Source organism: Nonomuraea ferruginea, assembly GCF_039540635.1.
Taxonomy (GTDB): domain Bacteria; phylum Actinomycetota; class Actinomycetes; order Streptosporangiales; family Streptosporangiaceae; genus Nonomuraea; species Nonomuraea ferruginea.
In genome coordinates this window covers 161892-181191 of record NZ_BAABFD010000010.1, presented here as the reverse complement: position 1 = coordinate 181191, position 19300 = coordinate 161892, and the positions used below count along the sequence as shown (strand labels likewise).

The following is a 19300-nucleotide window of genomic DNA, read 5'->3' as shown; positions in this document are numbered from 1 at the left end:
CGTTCCACCCCTCAACGTCCCAGGGACGCGTGACCGCGCGCCCCTGGATCGTTCCATCGCCAAACGAACAGTAGGAAGAATCATGGGTTGGTCGAGAAGGCCCGTCACGGTGGCAGCCGCCACGTCGGTGCTGGCGCTGCTCCTGGCAGCGTGCGGCGGCGGAGGAGACGGTTCAAGCGCAGGTGGCGGCGACAAGCAGCTCACCTTCGTGTCCTGGGGCGGTGGCTACCAGGAGACGCAGGAGAGCCTCATCGTCAAGCCGTGGGGTGAGAAGAACGGCGTCCGCACCCTCTCGGACGGTCCGACGGACTACGCCAAACTGAAGGCGCAGGTGGACTCCGGCAACACCCAGTGGGACGTGATCACGCTGGAGCCCTTCTGGGCGATCTCGCAGTGCGGCACCATGCTGGAGAAGATCAAGGACAAGGTCGACACGTCCAAGCTGCCCGCCGAGGCGGTCACCGACTGCGGCATCCCGTTCGACATCCTGTCCTACGTCCTGGTGTACGACTCCGCGAAGTTCGGTGACAACCCGCCGACCTCGTGGGCGGACTTCTTCGACACGGCGAAGTATCCGGGCAAGCGCGGCGTGTGGAACTACGCCCCCGGCGGCGCGCTGGAAGCCGCGCTGCTCGCCGACGGCGTCGCCCTCGACGGCCTGTACCCCCTCGACACGGCCAGGGCGATGAAGAAGCTCGACGCGATCCGCGGCGACATCGCCTTCTACGACACCGGCGCGCAGCAGGTGCAGCAGTTGCAGAGCCAGGAGGTCGTGATGTCGATCGCCTGGAGCGGCCGCGCGCTCGACGCCGTCCGCGCGGGCGCCACGTACGAGCCGGTGTGGAAGGACAACCTGATGCTCGTCGACTCCCTCGCGATCGTGAAGGGCTCGAAGAACGTCGACCAGGGCGTCAGCCTGATCAACGAGATGACGTCGGCCGCCGGCCAGAAGGCGTTCGTCGAGAAGTACACCTACGGGGTCGTCAACTCCGACGCCAAGCCGGAGCTCGACGAGACCGCGCGGAAGTTCTCCCCGACCGAGAACGGCCAGGGTGAGCAGGGCCGCTACATGGACCAGCAGTGGTGGGCGGACAACTTCGACAAGGTGAGCGCCGACTGGACGAAGTGGGCGTCCGGCTGACCGGAGCGTCCACCACCACCTCGATGCACGCGGGCGCCGTCCGGAGGCGGCACCCGCGTCATCGGCCCATCCGATGTCCCATGGCCGACCGAAGCACGACAGGAGCGGGAACCACGGCATGCTGAAGCTCGCCCAGCAGACGGCCCGGCGACTACGGGGGATCCACCTGGCGATCCCCCTGCTCGTCCTGCTCGTCGCATTCTTCGCCATCCCGGTCCTCGAACTGGTCCGGCGCTCGTTCCTCGACGCGGACGGCGCGCTGACGTTGCAGAGCTACGGGGACTTCCTCGGCACGCCCGCCTACCGCACGATCCTGTTCCGCACGTTCTTCGTCGCGGTCATCTGCACCGTGGCGTGCCTCCTGTTCGCGTATCCGTACGCGTACCTCATGACCCTGGCCGGCCCGCGGCTGCGCCGGGCGCTGCTCGTGCTGGTGCTGCTGCCGTTCTGGACCAGCCTCATGGTGCGTACGTACGCGTGGCTGGTGCTCCTGCAGGACACCGGACCGTTCAAGGCGGTCCTGGCCGCGATCGGGCTCGGGCAGGTGGACCTGATCCGCAACACCACGGGCGTGGTCATCGGCATGGCGCAGATCCTGCTGCCCTTCATGGTGCTGCCGCTCTACAACAACCTCCAGAAGATCGAGCGTTCCGACCTGCTGGCCGCCCAGTCGATGGGGGCGACGCCCTTCCGGGCCTTCTGGCGGGTGTACTTCCCGCAGAGCCTGCCGGGGCTGTTCGCCGGCAGCGTCCTCGTCTTCATCCTCGCGCTCGGCTTCTACATCACGCCGGTGATCCTCGGCTCGCCGCAGAACTCGATGATGTCCCAGTTGATCGTCCGGCAGGTCACCGAGCGGCTCGACTGGGCCAGCGGCGGCGCCATGGCCGTGGTGCTCGCCGTGCTGACCCTCGTCTTCGTCGGCCTCATGAGCCGGGTCGTCAACGTCCAGCAGGCCTTCGGCGGAACGGTGGACAAGAAATGACCAGCACGGAGACCAGGAGCCGGCCGCGCTGGCTCTACCTCATGGCCGCCATCGTGGCCATCTGGATGACGGCGCCGCCGCTCGTCGTCATCCCGATGAGCTTCGCCTCCGAGCGCACGCTGACCTTCCCGCCGTCCGGCTACTCGCTCCGCTGGTACCAGGAGTTCTTCCAGAACCCGGTCTGGATCGACGCGCTCCGGTCGTCCCTCCTGATCGCCGTCCTGGTGATGGTCATCTCCGTGGTGATCGGGACGCTCGGCGCGTTCGCCGTGGTCCGCGGGCGGTTCCGGGGCCGCGGACTGCTGGAGATGGTGGGGATCGCCCCGCTGGTCGTCCCGATCGTGGTGCTGGGCATCGGGGTCTACGCGATGTTCCTGCGCTGGGGGCTGATCGGCACGGTGCCCGGCTTCGTGGCCGCGCACTGCGTCCTCGCGGTCCCGTACGTGATGATCACGGTGGGCAGCGCGCTGCGGGTGGTGGACGGCCAGCTGGAGCGCGCCGCCCAGGTGCTGGGCGCCCGCCCGCACCGGGTGTTCCTGCGCGTGACGCTGCCGCTGATCGCCCCGGGCATGCTGGCCGGCGGGCTGTTCGCGTTCGTCACCTCGTTCGACGAGGTGGTCGTCTCGCTCTTCATCGTCAGCCCCGGCCTGCGGACGCTCCCGGTCGAGATGTACTCCAGCGTGACGCGGGACATCAACCCGACCATCGCCGCGGCCTCGACCCTGATCCTTCTGGTCAGCACCGTGCTCATCCTCGTCTCGACGAAGTTCCTCTTCTCCAGCAGCTCCGACGGAAGGTCAAAGCGATGACCGTTGCAGTGGACACCGACCTGGCCCTGGAGCTGCGCGGTGTCTCCAAGCAGTACCCCGGCACCGACACGGCGGCCGTCAGCGGCGTCGATCTCCAGATCCGCCGCGGCGAGTTCGTGACCTTCCTCGGTCCCAGCGGTTCGGGCAAGACCACGACCCTGAACATGATCGCCGGCTTCATCTCGCCGACGGCGGGGGAGATCGTCCTGCACGGCCGGAACATCGCCGACCTGCCCCCGCACCAGCGCAACCTCGGCATGGTCTTCCAGAACTACGCGTTGTTCCCGCACATGTCCGTCTGGGACAACGTCGCGTTCCCGCTGGTCGAACGGAAATACCCGAAGGACCAGATCCGCGAGCGGGTGCGCGCGGCCCTGGAGATGGTGAACCTCACCGGCTTCGAGAAGCGCCGTCCCCGGGAGCTGTCCGGCGGCCAGCAGCAGCGCGTCGCCCTGACCAGGGCGCTCGTCTTCGACCCGCCGATCCTGCTGATGGACGAGCCCCTGAGCGCCCTCGACAAGAAGCTGCGCCAGCGGCTCCAGCTGGAGATCAAGCGCGTCCACCGCGAGGTCGGGATCACGTTCCTGTTCGTCACCCATGACCAGGAGGAGGCGATGGCGCTCTCGGACCGCGTGGTCGTCTTCGACCAGGGCCGGATCGAGCAGGTCGGCACGCCCGACGAGCTCTACCGCCGGCCCGCGACGCGGTTCGTCGCGGAGTTCCTCGGCGACAGCAACCTGATCAAGGGGAAGCTCGTCGAGCAGGACGGCGCCACCGCCCTGGCGACCCCGGAGTGCCGGATCCCGCTGCCGGACTGGCCGGGCGGCAAGCAAGCCCCGTCCGGGGACGAGCACTGCGTGATGTTCCGGCCGGAGGACGTCAAGGTCCTCCCCGCCGACGACGCGGAAGCGGCCTGCCGGGCCACCGTGCGCGAGGTCGTCTACCTCGGTTCCGAGCAGCGGGTGATCGTCACGACGGAGACCGGCCGCGACGTGACCGTGCGGACGGGCGGTGAGATGACCGGGATCCCCGGGGTGGGGGACACGGTCGGCCTGCGGTTCTCTGCGAGCAACGCATGGCTGATACCGACGGGCGGGTAAGCCTGTTCCGGGCCCGCGCCGTCCTGCCGGAGGCGGGCTGGGCGGGCCGCCCCGCGGACGCGCTCGCCGTGGCGGGCGGCAGGGTCGCGGCGGTCGGCCCGTTCGGCGAGCTCTCCGGCGCGTGGCCGGACGCCGACGTGGTCGACCTGGGCCGCCGCTGGGTCATCCCCGGCCTGGAGGACGCGCACTGCCATCCCACGATCGCCGCCGACGAGCTGTGCCACGTCAGCCTGTCACCGCGCGACCAGCGCGATCCGCGTCGGGTGGCCGCCGCGGTGGGCCGGGCGGGCCGCAGCAACGGCTGGGTGAAACTCGTGGGCTGGCTGGAGGAGCGGTGCGGCGGCGCCGCGGTGGACCGGCAGCTGCTCGACCGCTTGTGCCCGGCGGACCCGCTGGTCGTGGTGCACGCCAACGGCCACTGGGGCTACGCCAACACGGCCGGCCTGGCCCGCATGGGCTTCGCCGACGACACCGGCGCGGTGATCGAGGCGGAGGTGCCGGCGAACGGCTGGGTGGAGACCGGGGCCGACGGTCTGGCCACCGGCCGCGTCTTCGAGCAGGCGATGTTCGACATCATGGAGCCGGCCCTCGCCCGCCACCCCGGCCGGGTCGCCCTGGCCGGTTTCGAGGACCGCCTCGCGGCGCTGCGGCGGATCCAGCGGGACTACGTGAGCCGCGGCGTCACGGCGCTGACCGAGGCGCTGTGCGGCGAGACCGGATGGGACCTGCTCGAACGGATCCAGGCCGAGGGCGCCTCGCCGCGCTACTCGGCGCTGGCGCCCGTCGGCGATCCGGACCTGGCACGCCGGCTGGCCGAGCGCGGCGGGCCCCGGCTGCGCCTGATCGGGCTGAAGTCGTTCGTGGACGGCGCGCTCAACGGCGGGACGTGCCTGCTGAGCGAGCCCGTGCCGGACGGGGACCCGCAACAGCTGCGCACCGCCGGCGACGTCGCGCGGGAGTTGCGGCTGGCCGACTCACTCGGCCTGCTCCTCGCCGTGCACGCCAACGGCGACGCGGCGATCGACGTGCTGCTGCGCGCGTCGGAGCGGACCGGGCTGCGCGGGCGGATCGAGCACGGCAGCGTCGTCCGCGACGACCAGGTGCCGGTGATCAGGCGCCAGGGCTGGGGCGTCGTGCCGTTCGGCTCGTACGTCCATGAGCACGGAGAGCGGCTCGCGGACACCTACGGGCGCGCCCGGATGGGGCGGCTCATCCGGCACCGGACCCTCGTCGAGGCCGGTGTCCCGGTGGGCGGTTCGTCGGACTACCCGTGCGCGGGCCCCGACCCCTGGCAGGGCATGTGGAGCTGCGTGACGCGACGGTCCAGGGAGGGGGAGGTGCTCGGTGAACAGGAGCGACTCACTCCGGTACAGGCGCTGCGCCTGTACACGCGGGGGTCGGCGTCGGTGCGCCCCGGGTCCGGCCCGGCCGGCACGCTGCGGGCGGGCGCCCCGGCGGACTTCGCGGTGCTCGACGCCGACCCCCGGCGGCAGGAAGGGCTCGAAGCCCGGCTCGGCGCGCCGGTCGCGGCCACGTTCGTGGCCGGCGCACCCGTGTACGCCGGCCACGACGTCGAGGTCAGCGGGCCGGAGTGGTGTCGCTGACGTGGCCGCCGGCCATCACGGTCAGCAGCTCGTACGTGACGTGGCTGGCCGCGACGCCGGTCAGCTCCGCGTGGTCGTAGGCCGGCGCCACCTCGACGACGTCCGCGCCCACCACGTTGCGCCCGTCGAGGGCGCGCAGCAGCTCCAGCAGCTCCCGGCTGGACAGGCCGCCGGCCTCCGGGGTCCCGGTCCCGGGCGCGTGCGCCGGATCGAGCACGTCGATGTCCACCGAGACGTAGACCGGACGGTCGCCGAGCCGCCGCAGCATGACCTCGATCAGCGTGTCGAGCCGCTCGTGGGCGAACTGGCGGCTGGTCAGCTGCTGGAACCCGAGCCGGGCGTCGTCGGTGAGGTCCTCCTTGGCGTACACGGACCCCCGGATGCCGACGTGCAGGCAGCCCTCGGGGTCCAGCAGCCCTTCCTCGGACGCCCGCCGGAACGGCGTGCCGTGGGTGACCGGCGCGCCGAAGTAGGTGTCCCAGGTGTCCAGATGCGCGTCGAAGTGCAGCACCGCCAGCTCGCCGTGGTGGCGGTGCAGGTCGCGCAGCAGCGGCAGCGCGACCGTGTGGTCACCGCCGAGGGTCACCAGCCGCGTGCCGGCGCCGGTCAGCGCCCCGGCCTGCTCCTGGATCTGCCCGACGGCGTCCGTGATGTCGAACGGGTTGATGACCATGTCACCGGCGTCGGCGACCTGCACGATCCCGAACGGGGAACGGTCCAAAGCGGGGTTGTAGGGCCGCAGCAGCCGGGAGGACTGACGGATGTGGGAGGGGCCGAACCGCGCCCCCGGACGGTAGCTGACGCCGCTGTCGAACGGCGCGCCGATGACGGCGAGGTCGGCCTTGCCGACCTGGTCGGTACGGGGCAGGCGGGCGAAGGTGGCGGGCCCGGCGTAGCGCGGGACCTCGGTGCCGGACACCGGCCCGACGGGGCGGTTGGTTTCCATTCCGTTCTTTCCGTTCAGGGAGAGCACTGCTTCCGGTCCCGGCCGCGCTGCGGTGGCCGGGGACATTGCGCTCAGGATACGCGATCTGTAGTATCACTGCATGAGTTTCAGTCACACTGCAGAAACGGGTCTCCGCGACTCCGTCCGCAGCGTGCTGCGGCGGGTTCCCGCCACCGTCGTGGTCGTGACCTCGTTCGTGTCCGGCCGCCCGTGGGGCGTCACCGCGTCGAGCTTCTCGTCGGTGACCCTCGACCCGCCGATCGTGTCGATCTGCCTGTTCTCGCACACGGCGGTCATGCGGGCCGCGCGGCTGCACGGCCGCGTGGGCGTCTCGGTGCTGTCGGCCGACCAGGTCCACGTCGCCCGCGCGGCCGCCGCGCCCGGCGCCCCCAAGTTCCTGGAGTCCTTCTCCCCGGAGGCCGAGGGACTGGGGGAGACCGGCATCCCCCACCCGGCGCCGAACCGGCGCTGGGATCCGCACGACGGCGCCGCCGTCCCGCCGGCGCCGTCGGTGCACGGCGCGCTCGCCCACTTCGACTGCGCCATCTCGCAGGTCGTGACCGTGGGCGACCACGACGTGCTCTTCGCCCGGGTGGAGCGGGTCCGCGAGGGCGACGCCGCCCTCCCGCCGCTCCTCTACTTCGACCGTGACTTCTACCGTCTCCCCGACGACCCCATCGAAGGTTGATGACCATGCTCAAGACCGGTGACGAGTACCGGGCGAGCCTGCGCGACGGCCGCGTCGTGCTGGCCTCCGACGGCTCACGGGTGTCCGACGTCACCACGCACCCGCAGTTCAGGGACGCCGTGGACACCGTCGCCGCCCTCTACGACATGCAGCACCGGCCGGGGACGGCCGAGATCGCCACGTACCAGGACGAGGGGACCGGGAAGCCCGCCAGCCGCGCCTGGCAGGTGCCCCGGACCAAGGACGACCTGGTCGCCCGGCGCGAGCTGGCCCGGCTGTCCACCTACCACACCTTCGGGGTGTTCGGGCGGCCGCCGGACTACGGCTCGTTCAACGCGCTGGGCCTGCTCTCGGTCGCCGACCGCATCGCCCCCAGCAGCGAGGAGTGGGCGCGCAACATCGACGCGTTCATCGACTGGGGCCGGGCCAACAACGCGATGAGCGCCGACATCGTGGCCGACGTCCAGTCGGACCGGTCGGTGCCGACCGCGCAGAAGCCCGGCCGGCTCCGCTGCGTCGAGGAGCGCAAGGACGGGCTGGTCCTGTACGGGGCCAAGCCGTGCGCCTCCGGGGCCGTCCACTCCCACGTCGGCACCGTCGTCACGCTGCTGACCCCGGGCGCCGACCCCGACGCGAACCTGTTCTGCTACGTGCCGCTCAACGCGCCCGGCCTCACGATGGTGGCCAGGGAACCGGTGATCATGCCGGGCACCACCGACGAGCACCCGCTGGACGTGCGCGGCGAGGAGCCCGACTCCCTGCTCGTCTTCGACCGGGTCTTCGTGCCCAGTGAGCACGTGTTCTCCTTCCGCAACGAGGAGATGCTGGGCCTGTACCACGAGCTGGGCGCCCTCGCGCTCTGGCACATCCTGGCCCGGCTGTCCTACAAGTCCGAGATCCTCGCGGGCGCCGCCCAGGCGATCGTCGAGGTGCTGGGCACGGAGAACATCCCGCAGGTGCGCGACGCCGTCTCCGAGATCAGCGCCTACGCCACCGGGCTGCGCGCCCACGTGCTCGCCGCCGAGGACACCGCCGCCTACGCCAACGGCGTCCTGGTCCCGGCCGAGCGGTACGTCACCGCGGGGCGCCTGCACTCCGTCGAGAACTACCCGCGGATGCTGCAGCTGCTGCGGGAGATCTCCGGCCAGGGCCTGATCAGCCGCTTCTCGGAGCGGCAGTTCGCCGACGGCTCGGTCGGGGAGATGCTCACGGAGTTCCTCCCCGGCACGGGCGTCAGCGCCGAGGCCAAGAACCGGGTGTTCAACTTCGTCTGGGACCTGACCTGCGGCGCGAACGCCATGCGCGTCGCCCTGTTCGAGAACGTCAACGCCACGCCCCCGGCCGCCATGCGGGCCAGGATCTACGCTTCCCCGTACCGCAGGCCGTGGCGGGACTTCGTGCTCGACCACCTGGGCGTCGACATCAGCGCGGCCCGATGACCGCACCGCCGACGGCGGCGGGCGCGGCCCTCCGGGACGAGCTCGGCACGCTCGTCCTCGACCTGCTGGCCGCGCCCAGCCCGAACCCGCCCGGCGACGTGCGCGACGTCGCCGGGGTCGTGACCGCGTACTGCGAGCGCGCCGGCCTGCCGCACCGGCTGGACCGGCCGGCGGCGCGCCGTCGCAACATCGTCGTGGACGTGCTGGGGCCCGCCGGCCGGGACGGCCGGCACCTGGTGTGGAACGGGCACCTCGACACGTTCCCCGCCTCCGGCCCGCCGTCCCGCCCCCGGCGGGTCGCGGACCGGGTGCACGGCAGGGGAGCGGTCGACATGAAAGGCGGGGTCGCGGCGTTCCTCGTGGCCGCCCGCCGGCTGCGGGGGAGCGCCGGCGACCTGCCGGGACGGCTCTCCCTGGTCCTGGTGTGCGACGAGGAGACCTTCGGCCCGCTGGGCGCGCGCGGCCTGCTCAGGCGCCGGCCCGACCTGCTCGGCGACGCGCTGGTCAGCACCGAGCCGTCGTCTCTCGGCCTGGTGCGGGTGGCCGAACGCGGCTACCTCTGGCTCATGGTTCACGTGCCCGGCCAGAGCATGCACGCCGCGTACCCCGGCGCCGGGGAGGGCGCGATCCTGCGCGCCGCCGGATTCGCCCGGCGGCTGGCCGGCCTCGTCGCCGAGGTCAACCGCGGGCTCGCGGCCGCGCACCCGCCGCCGGCCGCCCGCGACGAGGCGATGGACCGGCTGCTGGGCGACGGCGCCGCCCGCATCGTCCGGGAGGTCTCGCTCAACCTGGGCACCGTCCGCGGCGGCCTGGCGGTCAACATGCGCCCGGCCGACTGCCGGCTCAGCGTCGACCTGCGCGTGCCCGAGACGGTCGACCCGCAGGACCTGCTCGGCCGCGTCGAGGAGCTGGCGCGCGAGGCAGGCGCCCGGGTCGAGGTCCTCGGCCGGGGACCGGCCAACTCCACCGGCGAGGACGCGGACATCGTCACCGCCGTGACCGAGGCCGTCACCCGGCGCACCGGCCACCGGCCCGTCCCCTCCACCGGGATCGGCTGCACCGACGCCCGGCTGTGGCGCCACGCGGGCGTGCCCGCCTGCGTGATCGGGCCCGACCCGGCCACGATGGGCACCGACGACGAGCACGTCCGGCTCGCCGAGCTGGAAGCGCTCGTGGACATCCTGTGCGATTCCGCACGCCAGTACCTCTCTGGAGAGTCATGACCGAGCGGAGCTCGCCCGCGTACCCGCCCGGCCAGCGCAGCGCGCTGTGCCTGACCTTCGACCTGGACGCCCACACCATGTGGACCTCCAAGGACCCGGGGAACGCCGCCCGGCCGGCGGTGCTGTCCTCGGGCGACTACGACCTCGGCCAAGGGCTCGACCTCGTGCTCGGGCTGCTCGCCGAGCACGGGATCCGCACCACGTTCTTCGTGCCCTCCGACGTCGCGGCGGACGCGCCCGGGGCGATCGGGAAGATCGTCGCCGAGGGGCACGAGATCGCCATGCACGGCACCGACCACAACCCGTTGCCGGACCGTTCCCGTCCCGCCGAGGCGGCGTTGCTGCGTACCGTGAAGGACACGCTGGAGCAGGTGAGCGGCACGCCCGTGCGCGGCTACCGGGCGCCGCTGTACGACGTCACCGAGCACACCCGCGACGTCCTCGCCGAGATCGGCTGCACGTTCTCGTCCAACTTCATGGACGCCGTCCGCCCGTACGTCGTGCGCGGCGAGCACGGCCCGGTCGCCGAGATACCGACGCACTGGGCTCTCGACGACGGCCCCCATCTGCTGTTCGCCAACAGCCCGCCGAACTACCGGCAGTTCCTCGCCAACGACCAGATCGCCCGCATCTGGACCGACGAGCTGCGGGCCATCCACGCGCTCGGCGGCGTGACGACCATGGTGCTCCACCCGCAGCTCGTGGGCCGGCCGTCCCGGGTGGCGCTGCTGACGCGGCTGATCGAGACCGCGGAGGAGCTCGGCGAGGTGTGGCTCCCCACGATGGGCGAACTGGCCGCCCATCTGCTCGACCAGGAGGTGACCTGATGGATGACGAGACGGTGCTGCTGACCGGCGCCTCGGTGGTGTCGCCGGAGGTGGCGGCAGGGACCGCCGACACGGTGGCCGTCCGCGGCTCGCGCATCGCGGCGGTCGGCACGCTGGAGGCGGTGCGCGCGGCGCTGCCCGGCGCCTCGTACGAGGTCGTCGACCTGGGCGGCGGCTGCCTGACCCCGGGCTTCGTCGACCCGCACAACCACCTGCTCGCCACCGGGGAGACCATGTCCGGGGTGGACGCCGGCTACCCGGCGGTCCGTTCCATCGCGGACCTGGCCCGCGCGGTGGGGGAGGCGGCCCTCGCCCAGCCGGCCGGGACGTGGGTGCGCGGCTCCGGCATGGACGTCGCCAAGTATCCGGAGGGCCGCCTGCCCACGGCCGCGGACCTGGACGCGGTCAGCCCGAACCACCCCGTGATCGTCTTCCACAAGTCCGGGCACAGCGCGGTGGTCAACTCGGTCGCCCTCGCGATGGCCGGCGGCGCGACCGGGACCGATCCCACGGGAGGCTACTTCGACCGGGACGAGACGGGGCGCGCCCGCGGCTACTGCGTCGACGCCGCCCTGGACCTCGTCTTCCCCCGGGCCGTCGACATCGCCTGCCACGGCCCCAACTTCCACTTCGACGCCACCCCCGAGGACCTCGACCACGCGCTGGAGGTGGGCGTCCGCGCCTACCAGGCGGCCGGCATCACGACCGTCTGCGATCCGCAGGTGACCAGGCGCGAGATGAGCACGTACCTGCGGGCGCGGCGCGCCGGCCGGCTCGGGGTGCGCGTCGTGGCCATGCCGTTGTCGAGCAACCTCCCGGCGCTGAGCGAGGCGGGGCTGTCCAGCGGGATCGGCGACGACTGGTTCCGCATCGGCGCCATGAAGTTCTACTCCGACGGCGCGCTCACCAGCGGCACCGCCCTGTTCAGCGGCGGCTACTCGAACGACGCGCTGACCCGGGGACAGCTGTTCTGGCAGCCCGGGCAACTCCGCGAGCTGGTGGCCGACGCGATGGCCAGGGGCTGGCAGGTCGGCATCCACGCCCAGGGCGACCTGGGCATCGAGTACGCCCTCCAGGCCATCGAGGCCGGCCGCGGCACCGGCCGGCACCGCGTCGAGCACTGCGGCGGGCCGACCCCGGAACAGCTGGGACGCATCGCCGACCTGGGCGTCATCCCGGTCAACCAGCCGAACTTCCTCACCGAGAGCGGCGACGAACTGCTCGCCACCCTCGGCGACCGCACGCACCGGCTGCAGCCCCTGCGCTCCGAGCTGGACCGGCAGATCCTGACCGTGCTGTCCAGCGACGCCTTCGTCTCCAACTACCGGCCCATCCGGACCATCGCCTCGGCCATGGGACGGCAGACGGAGTCAGGCACCGTGATCGGCGCCGACGAGCGGCTCGGCTTCGGCGACGCGCTGCGGATGCACACGCTGCTCGCCGCCGAGGCCCTGGGCCTGGACGGGGTCGTCGGTTCGATCACCCCCGGCAAGTACGCCGACCTGGTCCACTTCACCACGGACCTGAGCGACCTGAGCCCGGCCGAGCTCGCGGCGACCACGCCGAACGCCACGATGATCGCCGGCCGCTGGGTGACGGGCGCGCCCCCGAAGCCCTGACCCACCTCACCGACAGAGCCCGAAGCATGGAGCGCAAGATGCCCGAAACACCGCGATACCCCCGCATCCGGGTGAGCGGCGGCCCGTACGAGCGCGGCCGCCTCTACGGAGACGCCGCCCGCGACCGCGTCCACCGCAGCAGAGCCGGCTACGAGACGGCCTTCGCGCGGGCGGCGGGCCTGAGCTGGGAGCAGGCGGTCGCGGCCGCCGCGCCGCTGGAGGCCGCGATCGCGGCGGTGTTCCCCGCGTACGTGGAGGAGATGCGCGGCATCGCCGACGGCGCCCGGCTCTCCTTCGCCGACGTCCTCACCATGAACGCGCGCACCGAGGTGATGTGGGCCGCCACCGCCCGCCAGGCCGCGGCGCTGCGGGCCGCGCACGCCCGGGAGTGCAGCTCCTTCGCGCTCCTGCCCAGCCGTACGGCCGACCGCCACACCCTGGCCGGGCAGAACTGGGACTGGCTCGTGCACGGCTTCGACACGGTCGTCGTCCTGGAGGTGGAGCAGGACGACGCCCCGAACTACGTCACCGTCGTGGAGGCCGGGCTGCTGGCCAAGACGAGCATGAACTCCTCGGGGCTCGCCATCGCCACCAACGCGCTGGTCACCTCGGCCGACCGCGGCGAGCCTGGCCTGCCGTACCACGTGGTGCTGCGCGCGCTGGCCGACTGCCACACGCTGACCGACGCGGCCAATGTGGTCCAGCGCCACTGGCGTTCCTCCTCCGCCAACTACCTGCTGGCCCATCGGGACGGCACCGCGATCAACCTGGAGACCGCCCCCGGCGACCACAGTCAGGTGTATCCCCTGCTGCCGGCCGACGGCGCCCTCGTCCACACCAACCACTTCCTGTCCCCGCTCCGGGAGGTGACCGACGTCTCCCTCTACGCGATGGCCGACAGCCTGGTGCGCCTCCAGCGCGTCCAGGCCGCCATCTCCGCGGCCGACCGGCCGGCCACCGTCGGCTCGCTGCGCGAAGCCCTCAGCGACCACGCCGACTATCCGTACTCCGTCTGCTCCCACCCGGACGTACGAGCCGGCGCGGACGAGCGGTGGGCGACCGTCACGTCCGTGATCATGGACCTGGACGAGCGGACCGTCTGGCTCAGCGACGGCAACCCCTGCCGGCACCCGCACCGCCCGCTCACCTTCGACGGCCTCCTCGACAAACCGTCGCCGCTGTAGACGACGCAGGGGCAGCCCGGGCCGTCGTCGCGTTTCCGGGTCAGCTCGCGGAGCGGTCGCCGGGCGGGCGGCGGCGCAGCGCGGGGTCGGTCAGGGGCGCGGGACTCCAGAGAGCGACAGGAGGGTAGACGTCGGTGCCGGGCGGCACGAGCTCGTCGATCCGGTCGAGCACGGTGTCGTCGAGCACCAGCGAGGCGCCCTTCAGCAAGCCCTCCAGTTGCTCCATCGTGCGCGGGCCGAGGATGACCGAGGTGACCGCCGGGTGTGACACGACGAAGGCGACGGCCAGCTCCGGCAGGGTGCGGCCGAGCTCGTCCGCCAGTTTCACCAGCTCCTCGACGACCTCCAGCTTGGCCGCGTTGACCGGGATGGACGGGTCGAACCGTTCCGGCGCTCGCGCCGCGCGGCCCTGCGACAGGTCGACCTGTCCCTTGCGGTAACGGCCGGTCAGGAACCCCCAGCCCAGCGGGCTGTAGGTGAGCACGCCCATACCGAGCCGCTGCGCCGTGGGCAGGACGTCGCCCTCGATGCCGCGGGCCAGGATGTTGTACGGCGGCTGCTCGGTGCGGAACCGGTACAGGCCGCGCTGCCGGGCCACATGGTAGGCCTCGACCGTCTCGTGCGCCGGGAAGGCCGAGCTGCCGAAGGCGCGGATCTTGCCCTGCCGTACGAGATCGGTCAGCGCGGAGAGGGTCTCCTCGATGTCGGTCCGGTGGTCGGGGCGGTGGATCTGGTAGAGGTCGATCCAGTCGGTGCGCAGCCGCTTGAGACTCGCCTCGACCGCGCGCATGATCCAGCGCCGCGAGTTGCCGCTCCGGTTGGGCCCTTCCCCCATCGGGAAGTGCACCTTGGTCGACAGCACCACGTCGTCCCGCCGCCCCTGCAGCGCCTTGCCCACGATCTCCTCGGACTCGCCCGCCGAGTACATGTCGGCGGTGTCGATGAAGTTGATCCCCTGGTCGAGGGCGGTGTGGATGATGCGGATGCTGTCATCGTGGTCGGGGTTGCCGGCCGAGCCGAACATCATGGTGCCGAGGCAGTGGGTGCTGACCTCTATGCCGGTGCCGCCGAGGATGCGATATCTCATACGTCGGAACCGTAGAAGCTAGAGCCGACTCTAGGTCAAACTGGCCGCATGTCGGGTTTGAGCATCGGCCAGGTCGCCGAACGCACCGGGCTCAGCGTGCACACCCTCCGGTTCTACGAGCGAGAGGGGCTGCTGGCCCAGCCGGTACGGCGGGGAACCGCGGGCCACCGGGTCTACGACGAGGGTGACGTCGACTGGCTGGGCGTGTGCGTCCGGCTGCGGGCCTCCGGCATGCCTTTGACCGACATCCGGCGCTACACCGAGCTCGTCAGAGCGGGCCAGGGCAACGAGGCGGAACGGCTGGAGGTGCTGCGCGGACATCGGGAACGGGTGCTCGCCCAGCTCCACGAACTCGACGAGTCACTCAAGCTGATAACCCACAAGGTGGCCATCTACGAGGGCCGGCTGGGCTTGCGGGACACCGTCCCCGACTGCGCGCCCTGAGGCTCAGACCAGCGCGCCGGCCAGCAGGAAGATCCCGGTTCCGTGGGCGAGGGCGGCTGCGGTCACGCCTGACCGCAGCCGCAGGAAGGCGCAGATCAGCCCCTCGTACAGGGTGAAGGCCAGCAGCGGCCAGCCGACGTCGGTCACGGTCGAGGCCAGGAAGACGTGGCAGGCGGCGAACAGCAGGGCCGACAGCAGCGCCGCCCGGACGCCGTCGGTGTGCTGCTCCAGCCGGCCCTGCAGGAACCCGCGGAACAGCACCTCCTCGGCGAGGTTGCCCGCCAGGCTGAACAGCAGCAGCACCGGCAGCAGCGTGACCGCGACCGCGCCGCCCCGATCCGCCAGCGGTGTCGCCAAGGACAGCAACAGCACCGGAGCGGCGGCCAGGACGCCACCGCCGACCCCCAGGGCGAGCGCGGCCGGGGTGAACCGGCCCCACCGCACCAGCGAGCGCAGCTCGCCATCCAGGGTCAGCACGGCGGCGGTCAGCACCACCGTACCCACGGCGAACAGCAGCAGGATGCCCGCCACGTCGGTGAAACGCAGCCAGGGCACCCCTCCCGCGACGCCGAGCCGCCAGAACCCGAGCGGTGTCATCGCATCCCTGATCAGCACGAAGCCGAGGACGAGGGTCACGATGCGCAGGAGCGGGTCCCGCTCGGCGCGCGCCAGCGCGAAGCACGCGCCGATCAGCAGCAGTCCGGGCAGGATCCGTACGCCGTAGGACAGAAGGTCGGACAGCACGAAGACGTCTCCGTTTCTCCAGGGGTCGTCGGCGAAGGCCCGTGCCCGCGCCAGGGAGAGGGCCGGGTCGGTCACCAACTGCTCGCCTTGGGGGAGCGGGCGTCGGCCGGCGGCCGCGACGTCGAGGTCTTCATGGTGCTGTCCGTGCCGCAGTTCGACGGCTGGGGCGGCTTGGAGGGAGCCAAGTGGAGGAGTCCTTCCCGGGCGGTGGACGACCCGGCCGGGACCCACGGGGAGACTCGGCCAGGCATGACTGCGTGGCCGAAGGTCTCGCCCACCGGCCGGTGACCGGTCCCCGCCGCCGGAGAACGCGAGGTTCTCAGCGTGTCGACGTGCGGGCGTCGCGGGCTACTCCCCTTCGGAGCGGCTTCACTCTTCCACACGTTTCGGAAATCGCGCAAGCATCGAAACGTGGAGGCAGGCCGTCGGCACGGGACAATGGAGAGGCCATGCCGACCTCCACACCGGGTTCACCCGGCGCCGAGCACCCGACCCCCGCGCAGCTGAGGGCGGCGGCCGAGACGTTCGCCCTGATGGCCAGCCCGGCCCGGCTGCACCTGATGTGGCTGATCACCCACGGTTCCTACGACGTCAGCACGCTGGCCACGCACGTGGGCATCGGCATCGCCACAGTCTCCCAGCACCTGGCCAAGCTCCGCCTGGCCGGCCTCATCACCGCACGCCGGGACGGCCGCCGGACGCTGTACGCGGTGGAGGACCCCCATGTGGTCACCCTGATCCGCCAGATCTTCGATCACATCGCCCCCGACGGGAGCCTGGCGCCCGACCCTCCCCGGTAGCCGCGATCCCGGACTCCGTGCCGGAACGGTGGCAGGCGAGGCCCGCCACCGCCGCGGATTGGAGACGACTGTCGGCCGGACTCCGGAACAGTCACTTCCGGCCGAGGATTTTCGCCCCGAACCTCACCGAATGCCCGGCCCCGCCGCACGCCCGGCATTTACCGAAAGCCCCCTTGAAAGTGGTCGAATGCGACTCTTTTGAGCGATTGCAGCGCGGACACTTCATATAGGGGTGGAAGTAGCAGGACCCCAGGTAGACGACGGCCATGACGATGGCGAACCACACCAGTAGTTGCATTCCGCCAGAGTGCACAGAAAGTGATGCTCCCGTCACAGGAATCCCAAGACGGGGTCATCACTTCATGCATCCGAAAGGTGACAGTACGCTCACTTCCGGCCGTACGGATGCCGCCGGTTCAGCCGCCGTCGGCTCGCGCCCGCTCCGGCTCGACGTCCTGCTCGCCGGTCACCGTCGAGGGGCGGCTCACCCGTACCGACGGCAAGGCGCTCGGGCTCTAGCCGCTCGCGGTGACCCGGCGCCTGGTCCACGGGACGAAAGAGCCGATCGCCGGCGTGACGACGCGGAAGGACGGCACGTTCACTTTCGAGGACCCGCCGCCGGACCTCGGCGAGGTCACCTGCTGGGCGGCCAAGACCCTCCATCACATCATGGTCGAGTGACCTGACGGCCGGTCAGCGCGTCGGCCTCCTGACCGGGTCAGACCCTCGTGTGGCGGGGGCAGCCTCGTCGGGGAGCCCCCGCCACACCCTTCGCGGAACAGGCGGGGGAATCAGCTGCCGCAGGGGTCGGCGGCGTTGGGGGTCACGACGCCGTCCTTGACGGTGGAGGTGCCGGTGGCGAGGGTGTAGTCGTTGCCGTTGTTGTTGTCCCAGGTTCCGGAGCCGTTGTTGAATGCGGCCTTGAGGGTGGTGGCGTTGGCGAGGTTGATGGTCTTTTTCTTCCAGCCGGCGCAGGCTGTTTCCATGGGCAGGCCTGGGGCGGTGGTCCAGGTGCCGTTGATGCCGTAGTGGATGTTGGCCGTGGCCCAGCCCGTCCTGTAGTAGACGGTGGCTTCCTTGTCACCCGGCTGAGGGGTCGAGCCGGTGTGGACGGCGACCGCGCTCTTGCCGGGCACGGTGACCGTCGCCCTGCCGCCGGAGTCGACCGTCACCGTGCCGCCGCCCGCCACGTTCGGATACGTCCCGGCGGGCAGGCCGGTGGTGAAGGTCCGGGTGATGGAGCCGCCCTCGTTGTTGATGGCGACCCAGCCCTTGTCGCCGCGGCTGAAGGCGATCAGGTTGTTCCCGTTGTCGGTCCAGTTGGCGACGCCGGTGCCCTTGACGGCGTTGTGGAAGCCCACCATGCCGGCGACCTGCCGGTTGAAGCAGGTCCACTGGCCGTTGGAGCAGTTGACGTCGGTGGCGTGGCCGCCGTTGGCCGAGGGCGGCCCTGCCTCGCTGTTGTTCCAGGTGTAGGAGGCGTACACCTGGGGGGTGCCGAACGGCCAGGCCAGCATGAAGAGGTTGGCCAGCTTGTACGTGTCGCCGTTCTTGTAGGTGAGCGTGGAGCCGCCCCGCTCGGTGTCGTGGTTGTCGACGAACACCACGGCCTTGTCTCCGGGCACCGACAGACCCCAGCTCTCGCCGAAGGTCCGCAGGTTCTTGATCTGGCCGGTGAACTGTTCCCGCAGCTTGCGGCCGTACACGAACTCGTCGACGTCGCCGACGCCGGTGTAGTGGCTCGGCTGGACGGCCTCCTGGTCGCCTTGGATGACCTCCTGGTGGATGTAGGGCGATCCGACGAGCCTGGACTTGATCGCGGACAGGTCACCGGGGTGGATGTGCTTGGCGGCGTCGATGCGGAAGCCGGACACGCCGAGCGAGGTCAGCTTGTTCAGGTAGTCCGCGATCTTGCCTCGGACGTACTCGGACCCGGTGTTCAGATCCGACAGGCTCACCAGCTCGCAGTTCTGGACGCGCCAGGCGTCGTTGCGGTAGTCGCCCTGGTTGATCTGGCAGGTGGGCTGGTGGAAGTCCTGGGAGGAGTAGAGCCCCGGGTAGTTGTACTTGCTGAAGCCGTAGCCGCCGTAGCTGGTGGCGCCCTGGCCGGTCATGTGGTTGATGACCGCGTCCACCTGGACCTTCACGCCGGCGCCGTTGCAGGCGGCGACCATGCGCCTGAACGCGGCCTCGTCACCGAACTTGCTGGTCAGCTCGTAGCGGGCGGGCTGGTAGATGTCCCACCAGACCGTGCCGCCCTTGGTCATCGAGTCGTGCGGCGGTGAGACCTGCACCGCGCCGTACCCGGCCGGGCCCAGCACCTCCGTGCACTCCCTGGCCACCGAGTTCCAGTTCCAGCTCCACAGGTTGGCGATGACGCCGACGCCGGAGGCGGCATGGGCGGGGGCTTGGCCCAGTACGGGCACGGCGATGCTGCTCGCCGCCGCTAATGCGGTGGCGACGATTGCTTTGTAGAGTTTCATGCGGGGATCTCCAGAAACGTGAGGATGGGGTTCCCGTCAACGGGCTGGGTGGGCCAACACCCGGCCCGTCTTGCTTTGAGGGCTGCTTTGTGGCGGACCGGTGGGCCCGGCGGTGCTCTGGCACGCCCATGGGGGAGAGGCACCATCAGAACCTCCGCGTTCGGGTTTCCTCGGTGTTGC

The 19300-nt window shown here is 71.3% G+C and carries 18 protein-coding genes; 14 read left to right on the top strand and 4 right to left on the bottom strand.

Annotated features, from left to right (window positions below):
* Nucleotides 1–82: 82 nt before the first annotated feature.
* The 5 genes from ABD999_RS20310 (at nt 83) to ABD999_RS20290 (ending at nt 5636) form a co-directional block, all read left to right on the top strand.
* Nucleotides 83–1141, top strand: coding sequence for an extracellular solute-binding protein (locus ABD999_RS20310; protein ID WP_271280344.1), 1059 nt, complete (start codon nt 83–85; stop codon nt 1139–1141).
* Between the two features lie 118 nt (nt 1142–1259).
* Nucleotides 1260–2123, top strand: a complete 864-nt coding sequence (locus tag ABD999_RS20305; RefSeq protein ID WP_148033021.1) for an ABC transporter permease — start codon at nt 1260–1262, stop codon at nt 2121–2123.
* A complete protein-coding gene (locus ABD999_RS20300) occupies nt 2120–2932 on the top strand; it encodes an ABC transporter permease (RefSeq protein WP_187281280.1) in 813 nt (270 codons plus the stop codon). The genes ABD999_RS20305 and ABD999_RS20300 overlap by 4 nt, the downstream gene beginning before the upstream one ends.
* A complete protein-coding gene (locus ABD999_RS20295) occupies nt 2929–4032 on the top strand; it encodes an ABC transporter ATP-binding protein (RefSeq protein WP_148033020.1) in 1104 nt (367 codons plus the stop codon). The genes ABD999_RS20300 and ABD999_RS20295 overlap by 4 nt, the downstream gene beginning before the upstream one ends.
* Entirely contained in the window at nt 4008–5636 is a 1629-nt protein-coding gene (locus ABD999_RS20290) for an amidohydrolase (RefSeq protein WP_345482831.1), read from the top strand. The genes ABD999_RS20295 and ABD999_RS20290 overlap by 25 nt, the downstream gene beginning before the upstream one ends.
* Here ABD999_RS20290 and speB read toward each other — a convergent pair.
* The gene (gene speB, locus ABD999_RS20285; protein WP_271280516.1) at nt 5611–6582 is read right to left on the bottom strand and encodes an agmatinase; all 972 of its coding nucleotides are present in this window, start codon (nt 6580–6582) and stop codon (nt 5611–5613) included. The genes ABD999_RS20290 and speB overlap by 26 nt on opposite strands.
* A gap of 100 nt (nt 6583–6682) precedes the next feature.
* On the opposite strand from speB, the gene ABD999_RS20280 reads away from it, so the two are divergent.
* The 6 genes from ABD999_RS20280 to ABD999_RS20255 are packed head-to-tail and all read left to right on the top strand — an operon-like array spanning nt 6683 to nt 13562.
* Entirely contained in the window at nt 6683–7270 is a 588-nt protein-coding gene (locus ABD999_RS20280) for a flavin reductase family protein (RefSeq protein WP_271280515.1), read from the top strand.
* 5 nt (nt 7271–7275) lie between these two features.
* The gene (locus ABD999_RS20275) at nt 7276–8709 is read left to right on the top strand and encodes a 4-hydroxyphenylacetate 3-hydroxylase N-terminal domain-containing protein (RefSeq protein WP_271280514.1); all 1434 of its coding nucleotides are present in this window, start codon (nt 7276–7278) and stop codon (nt 8707–8709) included.
* Nucleotides 8706–9932 (top strand): M20 family metallopeptidase, encoded by a 1227-nt coding sequence (locus tag ABD999_RS20270; RefSeq protein ID WP_345482830.1) that lies wholly within the window; start codon nt 8706–8708, stop codon nt 9930–9932. Before ABD999_RS20275 ends, ABD999_RS20270 begins: the two co-directional genes overlap by 4 nt.
* Entirely contained in the window at nt 9929–10759 is an 831-nt protein-coding gene (locus ABD999_RS20265; protein WP_271276893.1) for a polysaccharide deacetylase family protein, read from the top strand. The genes ABD999_RS20270 and ABD999_RS20265 overlap by 4 nt, the downstream gene beginning before the upstream one ends.
* A complete protein-coding gene (locus ABD999_RS20260; protein WP_271276892.1) occupies nt 10759–12378 on the top strand; it encodes an amidohydrolase in 1620 nt (539 codons plus the stop codon). The genes ABD999_RS20265 and ABD999_RS20260 overlap by 1 nt, the downstream gene beginning before the upstream one ends.
* A gap of 38 nt (nt 12379–12416) precedes the next feature.
* Nucleotides 12417–13562, top strand: a complete 1146-nt coding sequence (locus tag ABD999_RS20255; RefSeq protein WP_271276891.1) for a C45 family autoproteolytic acyltransferase/hydrolase — start codon at nt 12417–12419, stop codon at nt 13560–13562.
* 40 nt (nt 13563–13602) lie between these two features.
* Here the strand turns inward: ABD999_RS20255 and ABD999_RS20250 are convergent, their stop codons facing one another.
* A complete protein-coding gene (locus ABD999_RS20250; RefSeq protein WP_148033008.1) occupies nt 13603–14649 on the bottom strand; it encodes an aldo/keto reductase in 1047 nt (348 codons plus the stop codon).
* Nucleotides 14650–14697: 48 nt separating this feature from the next.
* On the opposite strand from ABD999_RS20250, the gene ABD999_RS20245 reads away from it, so the two are divergent.
* The gene (locus ABD999_RS20245; protein WP_148033007.1) at nt 14698–15093 is read left to right on the top strand and encodes a MerR family transcriptional regulator; all 396 of its coding nucleotides are present in this window, start codon (nt 14698–14700) and stop codon (nt 15091–15093) included.
* Between the two features lie 3 nt (nt 15094–15096).
* On the opposite strand, the gene ABD999_RS20240 is transcribed toward ABD999_RS20245, so the two are convergent.
* The gene (locus ABD999_RS20240) at nt 15097–15912 is read right to left on the bottom strand and encodes a CPBP family glutamic-type intramembrane protease (RefSeq protein ID WP_271276890.1); all 816 of its coding nucleotides are present in this window, start codon (nt 15910–15912) and stop codon (nt 15097–15099) included.
* A gap of 374 nt (nt 15913–16286) precedes the next feature.
* Between ABD999_RS20240 and ABD999_RS20235 the strand changes: the two genes are divergently transcribed.
* Both ABD999_RS20235 and ABD999_RS20230 read left to right on the top strand, forming a co-directional pair.
* Complete coding sequence (locus tag ABD999_RS20235; RefSeq protein WP_271276889.1) at nt 16287–16637, top strand: ArsR/SmtB family transcription factor; 351 nt, start codon at nt 16287–16289, stop codon at nt 16635–16637.
* Between the two features lie 375 nt (nt 16638–17012).
* Nucleotides 17013–17156 carry a hypothetical protein gene (locus ABD999_RS20230; protein WP_271276888.1) on the top strand — a complete coding sequence of 48 codons (144 nt, stop codon included), beginning with the start codon at nt 17013–17015 and terminating at the stop codon, nt 17154–17156.
* Between the two features lie 272 nt (nt 17157–17428).
* Here the strand turns inward: ABD999_RS20230 and ABD999_RS20225 are convergent, their stop codons facing one another.
* Nucleotides 17429–19120: a carbohydrate binding domain-containing protein gene (locus tag ABD999_RS20225; protein WP_271276887.1), complete on the bottom strand. Its 1692-nt coding sequence runs from the start codon at nt 19118–19120 to the stop codon at nt 17429–17431.
* Nucleotides 19121–19300: the final 180 nt, after the last annotated feature.